This is a genomic window from Sphingopyxis sp. CCNWLW2 (assembly GCF_037095755.1).
Lineage (GTDB): Bacteria > Pseudomonadota > Alphaproteobacteria > Sphingomonadales > Sphingomonadaceae > Sphingopyxis.
The window spans coordinates 310,479-325,364 of record NZ_JBAWKJ010000003.1 but is presented as its reverse complement, the minus strand read 5'-3'; the positions used below and the strand labels follow the sequence as shown (position 1 = coordinate 325,364).

The following is a 14,886-nucleotide window of genomic DNA, read 5'->3' as shown; positions in this document are numbered from 1 at the left end:
TTGGGGGTTCATAATGGCCGAGAAAATCATCGTCATCGACGAGGGCACGACGTCGACGCGCACGATGCTTTTCGGCGCCGACGGCACCCCGCTCGGCAGCGCGCAGCGCGAGATCCGGCAGCATTATCCCGGCCCCGGGCTGGTCGAGCATGACGCCGCCGAAATCTGGGAAGCCACCCTCGCCTGCACGCGCGAGATGATCGCGCAGGCCGGCGGCGCCGATCATGTCGCCGCGATCGGGATCACCAACCAGCGCGAGACGGTGGTGTTCTGGGACCGCACGACGGGCGAACCGCTCGCGCGCGCGATCGTGTGGCAGGACCGGCGCTCGGCCGCCGATTGCGCGGCGCTGAAAGATGCGGGCCATGAAGAACTGGCGCAGGCGAAAAGCGGGCTGCTGCTCGATCCTTATTTCTCAGGCACCAAGATCGGCTGGGCGCTGAAGCACTGGCCGCCGCTCAACGAAGCCGGCGACCGGCTCGCGGTCGGGACGGTCGAATCCTATCTGATCTATCGCCTGACCGGCGGCGTCCATGTCACCGATGCGAGCAATGCGTCGCGCACCTTGCTGATGGACATCAACGGCCAGGGCGGCTGGGATGGCGAACTGTGCGACCTGCTCGGCGTGCCGATGAACCTGCTCCCCGAAATCACCGGCTGCACGACGCGCGTCGGAACAACCGATCCGGCGCTGTTCGGCGGCGCGATCCCGATCTGCGGGATGGCGGGCGACCAGCAGGCGGCGACGATCGGCCAGGCGTGCCTGTCGCCGGGGCAGACCAAGGCGACCTTCGGCACCGGCGCCTTCATCCTGTCGGCGAGCGGGACAGTGCGGCCGCAATCGGCGAACCGTCTGCTCGCGACGGTGCTGGTGCAGGAAGGCGACGTCCGCTCCTATGCGCTCGAAGGATCGGTGTTCGTCGCGGGCAGCCTGATCAAATGGCTGCGCGACGGGCTGGGCCTGCTCGCCAATGCGGGCGAGAGCGAGGGGCTGGCGCGCTCGGTGGCCGACAATGGCGGCGTCTATCTGGTCCCCGCCCTCACCGGGCTCGGCGCGCCGCACTGGCGTCCCGATGCGCTCGCGGCGCTGTCGGGGCTGAGCTTTGCGACGGGCAAGGCGCATGTCGCGCGCGCGGCGCTCGAAGCGCAGGCCTATCAGGCGCACGACCTGAAATCGGCGTTTGCCGCCGACGGCGTCGACTGGGCCGAGGTGCGGATCGACGGCGGCATGGCCGCGAACGACTGGATGGCGCAGGACCTTGCCGACATGCTGGGCATCACCGTCGAGCGGCCCGATTTCGTCGAAAGCACCGCACTCGGCGCCGCGATGCTCGCTGCAACGGGAGCCGGACTGTACCCCGAACTCGCCAGCGCCGCGAAGGCGATGCGCGGCACCGCGACGCGCTTCACGCCGGCACTGGGTGCCGACAAACGCAAAACGCGCCTTGCCGGCTGGCAAAGCGCGCTTGCAAAGGTTCTGGGCTGACCCCCGCGTTCGCGGAGGTGGGCGCCATTAGCGCTTGAGGGTGAGACCACCGAAACGCTTGTTGAACTTCGCGACCTGACCCGCAGCGTCGAGCATGCGTCCGGTGCCGCCGGTCCAGGCCGGGTGCGCAGTGGGGTCGATTTCGAGCGTCATCACGTCGCCCTCTTTGCCCCAGGTCGAGCGCGTCTGATACTCGGTGCCATCGGTCATCTTGACCGTGATCATGTGATAGTCGGGGTGAATGTCGTTTTTCATGTCTCAAGCTCCTGTGCCGCTGGTTTCCGACCAGCCGCGTGAGTCGTTGCTTCCCCGTCCGGGGCCGCGAAGCGGTGGCCCCTAACGGCGAAAGCCGGATTTTGCAAGTCTTGCTTAGTCGCTCGGCGGATCGGCGATCATCGCGGTGAACTGGCATTCCGCAGCGAGCGCGCCATTCAGCATCGCCTTGCCTTCGAAACGGCAAACGCTGCGCTTGGCCTGAATGATCGTGGCGTGCAGGTCGAGCAGACAGCCGGGTTCGACCGGCTTTCTGAACTTCGCCCCGTCGATCGCCATGAAATAAACCAGCTTGCCCGTGCCGGCGAGGCCCATCGATTCGATCGCGAGAATGCCGGCGGCCTGCGCCAGCGCCTCGACGATAAGGACGCCGGGCATGATCGGCCGGCCGGGAAAATGCCCTTGGAAAAAGGGCTCGTTGATCGTCACTGCCTTGACCGCGTGGATCGAGGTGTCCTTCACCATCGATTCCACCCGGTCGACGAGCAGCATCGGATAACGATGCGGCAGCAGCGTCAGGATCCGGCGGATATCCACCGGGCCCAAAGCGCCGTCCGAAATTTCCCCGTCCGTCATCGATCTTAGCGGGTCGTCGGTGCGGTGCCGGTCGGAGCCGGGGTCGCCGGACGCGTACCCTGCGCGGCGCGCGCCTGATCCATCAGCTGCTGGTTGCGCTGCTGGACAAGCTGGCCCGGCTGGTAACCGGCAGGAACCGCAATCGACACGTTCGGCAGGATGCGGTTGAGTTCGGCAACCACCGCGTCGGTGATGTCGACATTGTTTTCGCGCGCGATCACCGCCTCGGGGTTGACGAGCAGGTCGACCTTTTTCGCGGTCATCGCGGCCTTGATCGCTTCGTTCATGCGAACGCTGATCTGGTCTTCGACATAAGCGATCGCGAGGTCGACGGGCGCACCGATCTGACCAAGCTCGGTCTGCGCGGCCTGGCGCTTGTCCTGGACGGCCTTGGCGGCAGCCTGCAGCGAAGTCTGGTTGACCGGCGTCTTCTTCGCTTCTTCGTTATATTTCGCGATCAGGACATTGATTTCGGCCTGCAGCGTCTGGCCGCGCGACTGCTGCTGGTCGATCTGCGCCTTGTAGGTCGTTTCGATCTGCGTCGAGGCGGTCTGGAAGGCGTTCGAGCGGGCAGCGGCGACGCGGACGTCGGCGACGCCGACACCCTTTGCCTGGGCAATGGCGGGAGCCGACAGGAGGGGCGAAACCGACAGCGTGGCAATCGCCAGCGCCGAGGCGGCAAGGATTTTCTTCATCAGAATTGGGTTCCTACATTGAATGAGAAGCGTTTGGTATCATCACCCTCTTCTTTGCGAAGGGCGTAAGCGAAGTCGATCCGGAAGGGACCGAAGGGAGAGTTCCAGTTCACCCCGGCACCGATCGACACGCGCGGCATCCATGTGTCACCGAAGAAGCGTTCCTCGAACGGCGGGAGGGCGCTGAAGCCATTGGCCGTGTCGCACGTCGTATATTGATTGGTCGTATTCGGGGTCAGCGTCGCGAAAACATCCTCGCTGGTCGATGCCTTGCGACAGCGATACTTGATCAGGCCTTCGCCGGGCACACCTGGACGGGTGTCACGAAAATCCTCGAGCGTCGTCAACTGCGGCCTGCGCACACTGAACACCGAACCCACATCGACAAAGATCGACGGGCGAAGTCCCATTTCCTTCGCGCCGGTGCCGAGCGGAATATCGAGTTCGATCCGGCCCTGATAATAAGCGCGGCCGCCGAGCGCGTCGTCGATCTGTCCGCGATCGTTGGTCGTGGTGTCGAGGACGGGATTGGCCGGATCGGTCAGGTCGACCGAGCCGTAGCGTATGACGCGCGGGCCGACGCCGCGAATGTCGAAGCCGCGCATCTGCGGTTCGCCAAGGAAGAAGCGGTCGGTCAGGCGAACCTTGTCGCTGGTCGGGGTCGGACGGCCGCCGAACGGATAGATATAGCCGCCTTCGGCCGAGAGATTGAGGATGAAGCGGCTGCCGAGGTTGAAGTGCTTCGATCCGTTCAGGCGTGTGCGGACATATTTGACGCTGCCGCCGAGGCCGGCGAAATCCTGGCTGAGCGAAAGCGACTGGCCGCGCGTCGGGCGCAGGCGGTTGTCGCGGTCGTCATAGGCGAGCGTATAACCGAGCAGCGACGTCGTGCGGTTACCGATCGCGTCGCACAGATAACGGCCGGCGACGAGCGGGTCGCACTGGTCGCCGAAATAATAGATCCCCTTGTCGAGCGTCACATCGTCGAAGTTGAGACTGTAGCGCGCGAAGAAGGACATGAATTCGGTCAGCGGCACGCCGGCGTTGATCTGGACACCGGTCGTGACCTGCTGGAAGGTCGTCCGGCGGTCGTTGTTGATGAAATTGAACGAGTTCAAATCGCGGCGATAGATGCTGCCGCCCACCGAAATGTTGCGGTCGAACAGATAGGGTTCGGTAAAGCCGAGTTCGATCGACTTCGAATAGCTCGAATAGTTGACCGACGCCTGGAGCTGCTGGCCGAGACCGCGGAAGTTGCGCTGGCGGATCGACGCCTGGAGCAGGAAATTCTCGATCGACGAGAAACCGGCCGACAGCGACAGTTCGCCGGTCGGCTTTTCCTCGACGTTGGTTTCGAGGATGATGCGGTCGGGGGCGCTGCCTTCCTTGCGCTCGATTTCGAGGTTTTCCTGGAAATAACCCAGGCTGTTGATGCGGTTCTCGGTGCGCTTGACGCCGAAGCTGTTGAACGCATCGCCTTCGTTCAGGCGGAACTCGCGGCGCACGACCTTGTCGTGGGTCAGCGTGTTGCCGTTGACGTCGATGCGCTCGACGTACGTACGCGGGCTTTCCGCAACGTTGAAGGTGATCGCCATCGTCCGCGTTTCGGGGTCGCGGCGGAATTCGGGATTGATGTCGGCAAAGGCGTAACCGAACAGGCCCGCGGTTTCGCTGAGGCTTTCGACCGTATCCTCGACCTGCTTGGCGTCATACCAGTCGCCGGTCTGCATCGGCAGCAGCTTTTTCAGCATTTCGGGCTGGAAGTCGCGGATTTCGCTCTTCACGTCGATGTCGCCGAACTTGTAGCGCTCGCCTTCCTCGACCACATAGGTGATGATGAAGTCCTGCTTGTTGCTCGTCAGCTCGGCCACCGCCGAAATCACGCGGAAATCGGCGTAACCGTTGGTCAGGTAGAAAAGGCGCAGCTTCTGCTGGTCATAGGCCAGGCGATCGGGGTCGTAGCTGGTATTCGACGACAGGATCGTCATCAGGCTCGACTGCTTCGTCGCCATCTCGTCCTTGAGATCGCCGTCGCTGAACTTCTCGTTGCCGATGATGTTGATCTGGCGGACCTTCGATTTCGGCCCCTCGTTGATTTCGAAGACGACGTCGACGCGGTTCTGGTCGAGCGATACCATCTTGGGCTCGACCGTAGCGGCGAAGCGGCCCTGGCGCTTGTAGAGTTCGATGATGCGCGCCACGTCGGCGCGGACTTTCGAGCGGGTGAAGATCTGACGCGGCGCGAGCTTGATCTCGGGGCGGATCTTGTCTTCCTTCAGGCGTTTGTTGCCCTCGAGGATGACGCGGTTGATCACCGGGTTCTCGGTGACCTGGATCGTCAGCGCACCGGTATTGTCGGTGATCTGGAAATCCTTGAACAATTCGGTGGCGGCCAGATCCTTCAGCGCCTGATCGAGGATCGAGCGATCATATTGCTGGCCGACGCGCAGGCGCAGATACGACAGGATCGTCTGCGCCTCGAGCCGCTGGTTGCCGACGACGGTGATCGACTTGACCGTCGTCGCGGCTGGAGCCGCTTCGGGAGCCGGAGCCGGGACGACTGGCGGCGCAACCTGTTGCGCCATCACCGGCGTCGCGAGCATCGTGCCGGCCAAAAGAAGTACCGACAGCTGCGTCCGCGCCGAGAATTTGTGTGAAGCCACGCTGTTCATCCCGAAAAAATAACTCAAAAGCGACAAACCCGCCTGACCGCGGGTTCGTGCGCCACTCCCTGCCCCAGACTCGCTAGCCAATCAAGCGGGCGATCCTGTCCCACACGCCAATTGAGCCCAAATCGTTGAAAGTCACGACCAGCATAAGGGTCACGATGGCCGCAAAGCCGAATCGGAACGCCCATTCCTGCGCCTGCGGCGGCGCGGGGCGGCGCCGGATCGCTTCATAGGCGTAAAAGGCCAGATGACCGCCATCGAGCATCGGCAATGGCAAGAGATTGATGAACCCCAGATTGATGGAAATGAAGGCGGTGAACAGGATCAGGTCTTCGATCCCCAGCGACGCCGCCTCCCCCGACGCCTTGGCGATCTTTACCGGGCCGCCCATTTCCTTGATCGAACGCTGACCGGTCAGAAACTGCTGCATGATCGAAGCGGTCAGGCGAACCATTGTGGCTGTCCGATCGACTCCCACACCTAGCGCCTCGACCGGGCCGACTGCCGTATAGACAGGCTTTGCGGGCCGAACCCCGAGGATTGCACGCTGCGACTTGTTCCCGAAAGGATCGGTCTCGGTAATCATTTGCGGCTTGAGCGTCAGCGTAAAACGCTCGCCGCCCCGCTCGACGACCAGTTCCGCAGGCTTCGCAAGATTGAAGGAGACGGCGCTTTGAATGTCGATGAACAGTTCGATAGGGCGCCCATCGATCGACAGGATGCGATCACCGGCGAGCAGGCCAGCCTCGGCTGCCGGTCGTCCGGCGTCTACCTTTCCGATCACGGGCGGGGTACGGCCGACGCCGTAAACCATCGCAAAGGCCGCAAAGATCAGGATGGCGAACAGGAAGTTGGTCACGGGTCCCGCGAGGACGATCAGCGCGCGCTTCCACACCGGCTGCGCGGGGAAGGTGTGCGACCTCTGCTCGGCGGGCAGCGCCTGCCAATCGGCATCGGGCTGGCTGACCGCATCGCGGTCGCCCGCGAACTGGACATAGCCGCCTAGGGGCAGCCAGCCGATCTTCCATTCGGTGCCGCGCTTGTCGGTCCAGCCGAGGATCTTGCGCCCGAAACCGATCGAGAAGGTGTCAGCCTTCACCCCGCACCAGCGGCCGACGATATAGTGGCCATATTCGTGTACGAAGACGAGCGGCCCCAGCACCGCGAGAAAAGCGACGAAATAAAGCCAAAGCGGCACATCAGGCATGTTCATATTGGTCCACAAAATGCTGAGCAGCCGCGCGGGATGCCGCATCGACGCTGAATATGTCCTGAAGCGATGCAGGCACGGCCGGGGCGTCGGCATCGATCACGCGGCGCACCGTATCGACGATCGCGGGGAAGGAAATGCGCCCCGCGAGGAAGGCGGCGACCGCCACCTCGTTCGCTGCGTTGAGCTGCGCGGGGCGCGCGCCGCCCTCGGCGATCGCGGCGCGGCAGAGCGCGGTCGCGGGGAAGCGGACCTCGTCGGGCGCCTCGAAATCGAGCCGCGCGATGCTGGCGAGGTCGAGCGGCGCGCACGGCGTCGCCATCCGCTGCGGCCAGGCGAGCGCGCTGCTGATCGGGATGCGCATGTCGGGCGAGCCGAGCTGCGCCAGCGTCGAACAGTCGATATATTCGACGAGGCTGTGGATCACCGATTGCGGGTGGACGAGGATTTCGATGCGATCGAGCCCGACGGGGAACAGATGATGCGCCTCGATCAGCTCGAGCCCCTTGTTCATCATCGTCGCCGAATCGACGCTGATCTTCGCGCCCATCGACCAGTTGGGGTGCGCCACCGCCTGTGCCGGGGTGACGCGCGCCATATCGTCGGCGCTCATCGTGCGGAACGGGCCCCCGCTCGCGGTCAGGATGATGCGGCGCACCTGATCGATGCGCCCGCCCGCGAGGCACTGGAAAATCGCATTATGCTCGCTGTCGACGGGCAGGATCGTCGCGCCCGACGTGCGCGCCACCGCGGTCATCAGTTCGCCCGACGACACGAGCGCTTCCTTGTTGGCGAGCGCGACATCGTATCCGGCGGCAAGCGCCGCCATCGTCGGCGCGAGCCCCGCGGTGCCGACGATCGCCGCCATGACGAGGTCGGTGGGTCGCTGCGCCGCTTCGACAAGCGCTTCGGCGCCCGCCGCTACTTCGATCCCGGTGCCGGCCAGCGCCTCGGCGAGTTCGCCATAGCGCGCGTCGTCGGCGATCACCGCGATATCGGGGCGAAATTCCTTCGCGAGCTTCGTGAGTTCAGCGACGTCGCTGTTCGCGGTCAGCACACCGATAGCCCAAGCCTCGCCGTCGCGCCGCACCAGATCGAGGGTCGATTGCCCGACCGATCCGGTGGCGCCGAACAGCGAGAGGCGGCGCTGCGTCATCTCAACCCGCCGCCCGCACGGCGATCTGGCCAACGAAGGCAAGCGCGCCGAGCAGCAGCGCCACCGGCAGCACGCCGTCGACGCGGTCGAACAGGCCGCCGTGGCCGGGGATGAGCTTGCCCGAATCCTTGACCCCCGCGCGGCGCTTCATCCAGCTTTGCGCGAGGTCGCCAAGCTGCGCGAGCAGCCCCATGAACAGACCGATCCACAAAGGCACGCCGACGATGCCCGCGCGGTCGCCAATGGTGGCGCTGGCGATCAGCGCGGCGACCATACCGCCGATCAGGCCCGACCAGGTCTTCGACGGGCTGATTTTGGGTGCGAGGCGCGCGCCGCCAAAGGCGCGGCCGGCGAAATAGGCGCCGATGTCGGTCGCCCAGACCATCCCGAAAACCCACAGCGCGGCGGTCATGCCAAGATGGTCGCGGATGAACCAGAGCCCCGCCATCGCGCCGAGAACGAGGATCGGACCGAGCAGGTTGAGTGCGGTTTTTGTGCCGCCGCCGAGGGTCATTGCGCGAACCAGCGCGAACCATTCGACGAGGACAAGCGCCCCGCCGACGAGGAGCAGCAGACCGAAAGCGAGCCCTCCGAACCAAAGCGCAGTGCCCGCGATCGCAAACAGGACGATCGCCGACCCGATCCGCACCCACAGGTCCGATTTGCCCGCTGCCGCCATGAACTAAAGTCCCCCGTAACGGCGGTCGCGCCGCGCAAAATGGTCGAGCGCTGCCTTGAGATCGGCCGGCTTGAAATCCGGCCACAGCTTGTCGGTGAAATAGAGTTCGGCATAAGCCGATTGCCAGAGCAGGAAGTTCGACAGCCGCACCTCCCCCGAGGTGCGGATGAGCAGGTCAAGCGGCGGCATGTCGGCAGTGTCGAGGTTCGCCTCGATCGCCTCGGCCGTAATCTCGCCCGATGCGGCCGCGGCGGTCGCGGCGCGAACCAGCTCGTCCTGCGCGCCATAGTTGAGCGCGACCGCGAGCGTCGTGCGCTTGTTGCCCGAAGTGCGTTCGAGCGCATTTTCGATCAGTTTGACGACGTCGGGCGCGAGCGCGCGCCAGTTGCCGATCACCTTCAGCTTCACGTCATTCGCCGCGAATTCGTCGAGGTCCGACAGAATGAAGCGCTTCATCAGCCCCATCAGGTCGCTGACCTCTTCCTCGGGCCGCTTCCAGTTTTCGGAACTGAAGGCGTAGAGCGTCATCGCCTCGATGCCGAGGTCGCCCGCGGCACGCACGATCGTGCGCACCGCCTCGACCCCGGCTTTGTGGCCCGCGACGCGGGGCAGCAGGCGCTTCTTGGCCCAGCGGCCATTGCCGTCCATGATGATGGCGACATGGCGTGCGCCGTGGCTGGCGGCTGCTGTCGTCATGGTCTGCACAGGGTCCCGAAAACCGACCGATCCACTAGCCCAGGATTTCCTTTTCCTTGGCGGCCGCGGCGGCGTCGAGTTCGGCGATCGTCGCGTCGGTCAGCTTCTGCACCTCGGTTTCGTGGCGCTTGCGCTCGTCCTCGCTGATTTCCTTCTTATTCTCGTCGGCCTTCAGATTGTCCATGCCGTCGCGGCGGACGTTGCGCACCGCGATGCGCGCCTTTTCGGCATATTGGCCGGCGAGCTTCGACAGCTCCTTGCGGCGCTCCTGCGTCATTTCGGGGATCGGCAGGCGCAGCATCTGGCCGTCGACGATCGGGTTGAGCCCAAGGCCCGCCGAGCGGATCGCCTTGTCGACCGGGCCGACGTTCGACTTGTCCCACACCTGCACCGACAGCATGCGCGGTTCGGGGGCGCTGACCGAGGCGACCTGGTTCAGCGGCATGTGGCTGCCATAGACCTCGACCGTCACCGGATCGAGCAGCGCGGTATGCGCGCGGCCGGTGCGGAGGCCCGAAAGGTCGCTCTTCAGCGCTTCGACCGCGCCGTGCATGCGGCGTTCGAGGTCGGCCTTGTCATATTTCGCCATCGTCTTTTCCTCTTCTATTCTTGTCAGGCCGCGTCGCCGACGATGGTCGAAACACCCTCGCCCGCCAGCACGCGCGCCAGATTGCCGGGTTCGCGGATGTTGAACACGACGATCGGGATATGATTGTCGCGGCAGAGCGCGACCGCGCTCGCGTCCATCACCTTCAGATTGTCGGCGAGGACGCGGTCATAGCTCAGCGTATCGTAACGGACCGCGGTCGGATCCTTTTTGGGATCGGCGTTGTAGACGCCGTCGACGCTGGTGCCCTTGAGCAGCGCGTCGCACTTCATTTCGGCGGCGCGGAGCGCGGCGCCGCTGTCGGTCGTGAAATAAGGCGCACCGACACCGGCAGCGAAGATCACCACGCGGCCCTTTTCCATATGGCGCTCGGCGCGGCGGCGGATCACCGGCTCGCACACCTTGTCCATCTCGATCGCCGACTGGACGCGCGTTTCGACGCCGAGCTGTTCGAGCGCATTCTGCATCGCGAGCGCGTTCATCACGGTGGCGAGCATGCCCATATAGTCGGCCTGCGCGCGGTCCATGCCCTTGGCGGCGCCCGCCATGCCGCGAAAGATATTGCCGCCGCCGATGACGAGGCAGATTTCGAGCCCGCGACCTTTGGCTTCCTTGACCTCGGCGGCCATGCTCGCGACGGTTTCGGGATCGATGCCGAACGGGCTGGAGCCCATCAGCGCCTCGCCCGACAGTTTCAGCAGAATACGTTTCATGCCGGGCAGAGCCATGATCGGGGGAACCTTATGTAATCGATGAATAAGCGAATGGCGCGCACCCTAGAGCGGGCACGCGCCATTGCCAAGCGGACTACCGCGATGAACGCGGCAATCCGAATCTTCTTTTTTAAACGCCAGCGACGGCTGCGACTTCCGCCGCGAAATCGCTTTCTTCCTTCTCGATGCCTTCACCGAGCTGGAAGCGGACGAAAGCCTTGAGCGTCACGTCCGCGCCGACATCCTTGCCGGCTGCGGCGACGACTTCGGCGACCGGAGTCTTGCCGTCCATCACGAACAGCTGCGACAGCAGCGCGTTTTCCTTGCGGAACTTCGCGATCGAACCATCCACCATCTTCGAAACGATGTCGGCGGGCTTGCCCGACTGGGCAGCCTTTTCCTCGGCGATCGCGCGTTCGCGGGCGACGAGGTCGGCGTCGAGGTCGTCGCCGTTCAGCGCCAGCGGGTTCGCTGCGGCGACGTGCATCGCGAGCTGCTTGCCCAGCGGTTCGAGAACGTCGGCACCGGCGGTCGATTCGAGCGCGACGAGCACGCCGATCTTGCCCATGCCGGGTGCGGCGGCGTTGTGGACATAGCCCGTGACGACGCCCGAGTTCACCGAGACGATGACGCTGCGGCGCAGCGACTGGTTTTCACCGATCGTCGCGATGTTGCTGGTCAGCTTCTCGGCGACGGTTTCACCGCCCGGATAGGCCGCAGCGGCGAGCGCCTCGATGTCCGAGATATTGCCGGCGAGCGCGACCTGCGTCACGTCGCGGACGAATAGCTGGAACTGCTCATTCTTGCCGACGAAGTCGGTTTCGCTGTTAACTTCGACCATCGCGCCGCGCGTGCCGTCGGTGGCGACGCCAACGAGGCCTTCGGCGGCGACGCGGCCGGCCTTCTTGGCGGCGGCGGCGAGGCCCTTGGTGCGCAGCCAGTCGATCGACGCTTCGATGTCACCGTTGTTTTCGGCGAGCGCCTTTTTGCAGTCCATCATGCCTGCGCCCGTGCGGTCGCGCAGTTCCTTGACGAGAGCGGCCGTAATTTCAGCCATGGAAAAATCCTTTCAAAAGGGGCGAGCCCATCTGGCCCGCGGGACGCCCGCGCGCATGGCGGGGCGATAAGTCAAAGGGATGACAGGGACGGCGTGGGCCTTGCCGCGCCGCCCCGTCATGCCCGAGAGCGACTAGGCGTCGCTCTGACGTTCGGTTTCGGCGGCAGCTTCGGCCGGGACCTGTTCGTCTTCAGTCACCGGAGCGGCAACGTCTTCAGCAACCGGAGCGGCCGCTTCTTCGGCCAGCACGGCTTCGGCGGCGGGCTCGACAGCGGCGCCGAGATCTTCGCCGCGGTTCGCGCGGGCCTGCTGGCCGCCACGGGTCGCCGCCTGGGCCACCGCATCGCAGTAGAGGCGGATGGCGCGCGCAGCGTCATCGTTCGCCGGAACCGGGAAGGCGATGCCGTCGGGCGAGACGTTCGAATCGAGGATCGCGACAACGGGGATGCCAAGGACGTTGGCTTCCTTGATCGCCAGCTCTTCCTTGTTCGCGTCGATCACGAACATCACGTCGGGAATGCCGCCCATGTCGCGAATGCCGCCAAGGCTCATTTCGAGCTTGTCGCGCTCGCGCGTCTTGTTGAGCACTTCCTTCTTGGTGAGGCCCGAGGTGTCGCCCGAGAGCTGCTCTTCGAGCGTCTTGAGACGCTTGATCGAACCCGAGATCGTCTTCCAGTTGGTGAGCATGCCGCCCAGCCAGCGATGGTTGACGAAGTGCTGACCCGAAGCGCGCGCGGCGTCGGCGATCGGACCCTGCGCCTGGCGCTTGGTGCCGACGAACAGGACCTTGCCACCGGCGGCCGACGAGGACGCGATGAAGTCGAGGGCGCGCGCAAAGAGCGGCACGGTCTGCGACAGGTCGAGAATGTGGATGCCGTTGCGCGCGCCGAAGATGTACGGCTTCATGCGCGGGTTCCAACGGTGAGTCTGGTGGCCGAAGTGGGCGCCAGCTTCGATAAGATTCTGCATCGTGACGACAGGTGCCGCCATAGTCTTTCTCCTTCCGGTTGGTCCTCTGGAAAGCAAGAACCGAAGGCCCGCAAGCGGACGATCCGGCACCGGTTTATGTGCGCCTTCCATGTGGAATGGGCGGGCCGTTAGCCGCCTTGGCCGCCAAAAGCAAGGGGCGTGCGTGCCTTTTCGCGTTCAATGGGGACACAACCGAGGCGCGGCCCCAGACTCAACTCGGCGACAAAACGACTCCGTTCGTCGCAAAAGTGTTGAGAACAAAACAAGAACATGGAACGAAAAGTTCAACGAAACCGTCGCTGGTCAACAAAGGTTTCGCACACAGAAGCCGAAAGGACAAGATCATGGTTCAGGTCGCTGCCGCTCTCCTCTTCGCTCTCGCCGCCGGTCTCGGCGTCACGGTGATCCTGGCCATGCTCAAGAATAACGAGAATGCGATTCTCTCGGCGCTGCTCGGCGACGGCGCCTTCCCGGCCGAAACCGCCCCGCAGTCGGGGCCCCTTCCGCAAAAGATGACGCTGCGCCGCTCGTCGGCGCGCCGCGACGCCCCGCGCCCGATCCGTGCTGCGGCACGCATGCAACCGGCGCTCAGCCGCGCCGCTTGACCTTCGCGTAGCTCGCAAGCCCGAAGGGCAGCATCGCCAGATAGAGCGCACACACCGCGAGCAATGTCTGCCAGGGCGCGGTGACGAGCGCGGCGCCGAGCAGGCCCACCCCCGCCAGCGCGAACAGGCGCCACGACCGGCGAAGGCGGATCGACGACCAGCTATAGGTCGGAATTGCCGAGATCATCAGCATCGCGATCGCGATCGCCCAGGGCATCACGACATACCATTCGCGGAACAGGTCGTTCCGCGTGACCAGCCACAGATAGACGGGAACGAACGACAGCCCCGCGCCGGCGGGCGCCGGAATGCCGGTCATAAAGCCCGCCGATTTGTGCGGCTGAAATTCGGCGTCGAGGCGCGAATTGAAACGCGCGAGCCGCAGCGCACAGCACACCGCGAGCGCCAGCGCCGCGGTCCAGCCGAATTTGGGGGCGTCGGCAAGCGACCAGAGGAACAGGATCATCGCCGGCGCGACGCCGAACGCGATCACGTCGGACAGCGAATCGAGCTCGGCGCCGAATTTGCTCTGCGCGCGCAGCAGCCGCGCGATGCGCCCGTCCATGCCGTCGAGCACCCCGGCGACGATGATCATCGTCACCGCCGCTGTCCATTCGCCGCCGATCGCAAAACGGACGCCGGTCAGCCCCGAACAGAGCGCGAGGATGGTGATCGCATTGGGCGCAAAGGCGCGCAGGCTGACCCCGGCGATGCGGCGACCCGCGGCATCGGGGATGACCTGCTCGTCCTCGGTCATATTATTGACCGATCCCGTCGATCGTCTCGGCGGTGCCGATCCGCGCGACGATCGTTTCGCCGGCGAGCGTGCGCTGGCCGAGCAGCACCTGCGGCGCCGTTCCGGCAGGCAGATAGACATCGACGCGGCTGCCGAACCGGATCAGCCCGACGCGCTGCCCGGTGGTGAGTTCGTTGCCCATCGTCACGAAGGGCATGATGCGGCGTGCGACAAGCCCGGCGATCTGGGTGAAGCCGACGCGCACACCGTCGGCGCGCTCGACGACGAAATGCTGGCGCTCATTCTCCTCGCTCGCTTTGTCGAGGTCGGCATTCACGAATTTGCCCGGAATATAGACGAGCTTGCGCAGCGTTCCGGCGACGGGGGTTCGGTTGATGTGGACGTCGAAGACGCTCATAAAAATCGACACGCGCAGCATCGGCGCGGCGCCCAGCCCGTCGGGGCCGGAGATTTCGGGCGGCGGCGGGACTTCGGCGATCTGGGTGATCAGCCCGTCGGCGGGCGCGATGATAACGTCGTTCCCCGCCGGGGTCACGCGCACCGGGTCGCGAAAGAAGGCACCGACCCACAATGTCACGCCCAGCATCAGCCAGCCGAGAATTTCCCAGCCGAGCAGCCAGAAACAGAGGGTCACGATACCGGCGATCAAAAGGAATTTGCGGCCTTCGGGATGGATCGACGGCCAGTGCCATTTGATGCCGCCGCCAGGGCGGTTCGAGGATATGATATTGGACATGG

16 protein-coding genes are annotated in these 14,886 nt (G+C 64.7%); 2 read left to right on the top strand and 14 right to left on the bottom strand.

Going from position 1 to position 14,886, the window contains the following annotated elements; genetic code table 11:
• Positions 1 to 13: 13 nt before the first annotated feature.
• Positions 14 to 1,486 (top strand): glycerol kinase, encoded by a 1,473-nt coding sequence (locus V8J55_RS18945; protein ID WP_336447151.1) that lies wholly within the window; start codon positions 14 to 16, stop codon positions 1,484 to 1,486.
• A 27-nt stretch (positions 1,487 to 1,513) separates the two neighbouring features.
• Here V8J55_RS18945 and rpmE read toward each other — a convergent pair whose 3' ends face one another.
• The 12 genes from rpmE to rpsB form a co-directional block, all read right to left on the bottom strand.
• Positions 1,514 to 1,741 (bottom strand): 50S ribosomal protein L31, encoded by a 228-nt coding sequence (gene rpmE / locus V8J55_RS18940; protein ID WP_336447150.1) that lies wholly within the window; start codon positions 1,739 to 1,741, stop codon positions 1,514 to 1,516.
• Between the two features lie 114 nt (positions 1,742 to 1,855).
• Complete coding sequence (gene fabZ, locus V8J55_RS18935) at positions 1,856 to 2,335, bottom strand: 3-hydroxyacyl-ACP dehydratase FabZ (protein ID WP_336447149.1); 480 nt, start codon at positions 2,333 to 2,335, stop codon at positions 1,856 to 1,858.
• Between the two features lie 5 nt (positions 2,336 to 2,340).
• On the bottom strand, positions 2,341 to 3,030 hold the full coding sequence (locus V8J55_RS18930; RefSeq protein ID WP_336447148.1) for an OmpH family outer membrane protein: 690 nt from the start codon (positions 3,028 to 3,030) through the stop codon (positions 2,341 to 2,343).
• Positions 3,030 to 5,702, bottom strand: coding sequence for an outer membrane protein assembly factor BamA (gene bamA / locus V8J55_RS18925; protein WP_336447581.1), 2,673 nt, complete (start codon positions 5,700 to 5,702; stop codon positions 3,030 to 3,032). The genes V8J55_RS18930 and bamA overlap by 1 nt, the downstream gene beginning before the upstream one ends.
• Before the next feature lie 73 nt (positions 5,703 to 5,775).
• Positions 5,776 to 6,906 (bottom strand): RIP metalloprotease RseP, encoded by a 1,131-nt coding sequence (rseP, locus tag V8J55_RS18920; protein WP_336447580.1) that lies wholly within the window; start codon positions 6,904 to 6,906, stop codon positions 5,776 to 5,778.
• Positions 6,899 to 8,065 (bottom strand): 1-deoxy-D-xylulose-5-phosphate reductoisomerase, encoded by a 1,167-nt coding sequence (locus tag V8J55_RS18915; protein WP_336447146.1) that lies wholly within the window; start codon positions 8,063 to 8,065, stop codon positions 6,899 to 6,901. Before V8J55_RS18915 ends, rseP begins: the two co-directional genes overlap by 8 nt.
• A gap of 1 nt (position 8,066) precedes the next feature.
• Complete coding sequence (locus V8J55_RS18910; RefSeq protein ID WP_336447145.1) at positions 8,067 to 8,744, bottom strand: phosphatidate cytidylyltransferase; 678 nt, start codon at positions 8,742 to 8,744, stop codon at positions 8,067 to 8,069.
• 3 nt (positions 8,745 to 8,747) lie between these two features.
• Positions 8,748 to 9,440, bottom strand: a complete 693-nt coding sequence (gene uppS / locus V8J55_RS18905; RefSeq protein WP_037517645.1) for a polyprenyl diphosphate synthase — start codon at positions 9,438 to 9,440, stop codon at positions 8,748 to 8,750.
• 34 nt (positions 9,441 to 9,474) lie between these two features.
• Positions 9,475 to 10,029 carry a ribosome recycling factor gene (gene frr / locus V8J55_RS18900; RefSeq protein WP_037517475.1) on the bottom strand — a complete coding sequence of 185 codons (555 nt, stop codon included), beginning with the start codon at positions 10,027 to 10,029 and terminating at the stop codon, positions 9,475 to 9,477.
• A 23-nt stretch (positions 10,030 to 10,052) separates the two neighbouring features.
• Entirely contained in the window at positions 10,053 to 10,775 is a 723-nt protein-coding gene (pyrH, locus tag V8J55_RS18895; protein ID WP_336447144.1) for a UMP kinase, read from the bottom strand.
• Positions 10,776 to 10,890: 115 nt separating this feature from the next.
• Complete coding sequence (gene tsf, locus V8J55_RS18890) at positions 10,891 to 11,817, bottom strand: translation elongation factor Ts (protein ID WP_336447143.1); 927 nt, start codon at positions 11,815 to 11,817, stop codon at positions 10,891 to 10,893.
• 132 nt (positions 11,818 to 11,949) lie between these two features.
• The gene (rpsB, locus tag V8J55_RS18885; RefSeq protein ID WP_137889624.1) at positions 11,950 to 12,807 is read right to left on the bottom strand and encodes a 30S ribosomal protein S2; all 858 of its coding nucleotides are present in this window, start codon (positions 12,805 to 12,807) and stop codon (positions 11,950 to 11,952) included.
• 323 nt (positions 12,808 to 13,130) lie between these two features.
• On the opposite strand from rpsB, the gene V8J55_RS18880 reads away from it, so the two are divergent.
• Positions 13,131 to 13,391 carry a hypothetical protein gene (locus V8J55_RS18880; protein WP_336447142.1) on the top strand — a complete coding sequence of 87 codons (261 nt, stop codon included), beginning with the start codon at positions 13,131 to 13,133 and terminating at the stop codon, positions 13,389 to 13,391.
• Here the strand turns inward: V8J55_RS18880 and V8J55_RS18875 are convergent.
• Together V8J55_RS18875 and V8J55_RS18870 are read right to left on the bottom strand one after the other, a co-directional pair.
• Entirely contained in the window at positions 13,375 to 14,148 is a 774-nt protein-coding gene (locus V8J55_RS18875; RefSeq protein WP_336447141.1) for a CDP-alcohol phosphatidyltransferase family protein, read from the bottom strand. The two genes, V8J55_RS18880 and V8J55_RS18875, sit on opposite strands and share 17 nt — an antisense overlap.
• Position 14,149: 1 nt before the next feature.
• Complete coding sequence (locus V8J55_RS18870) at positions 14,150 to 14,884, bottom strand: phosphatidylserine decarboxylase (protein ID WP_336447140.1); 735 nt, start codon at positions 14,882 to 14,884, stop codon at positions 14,150 to 14,152.
• Between the last annotated feature and the right edge of the window lie 2 nt (positions 14,885 to 14,886).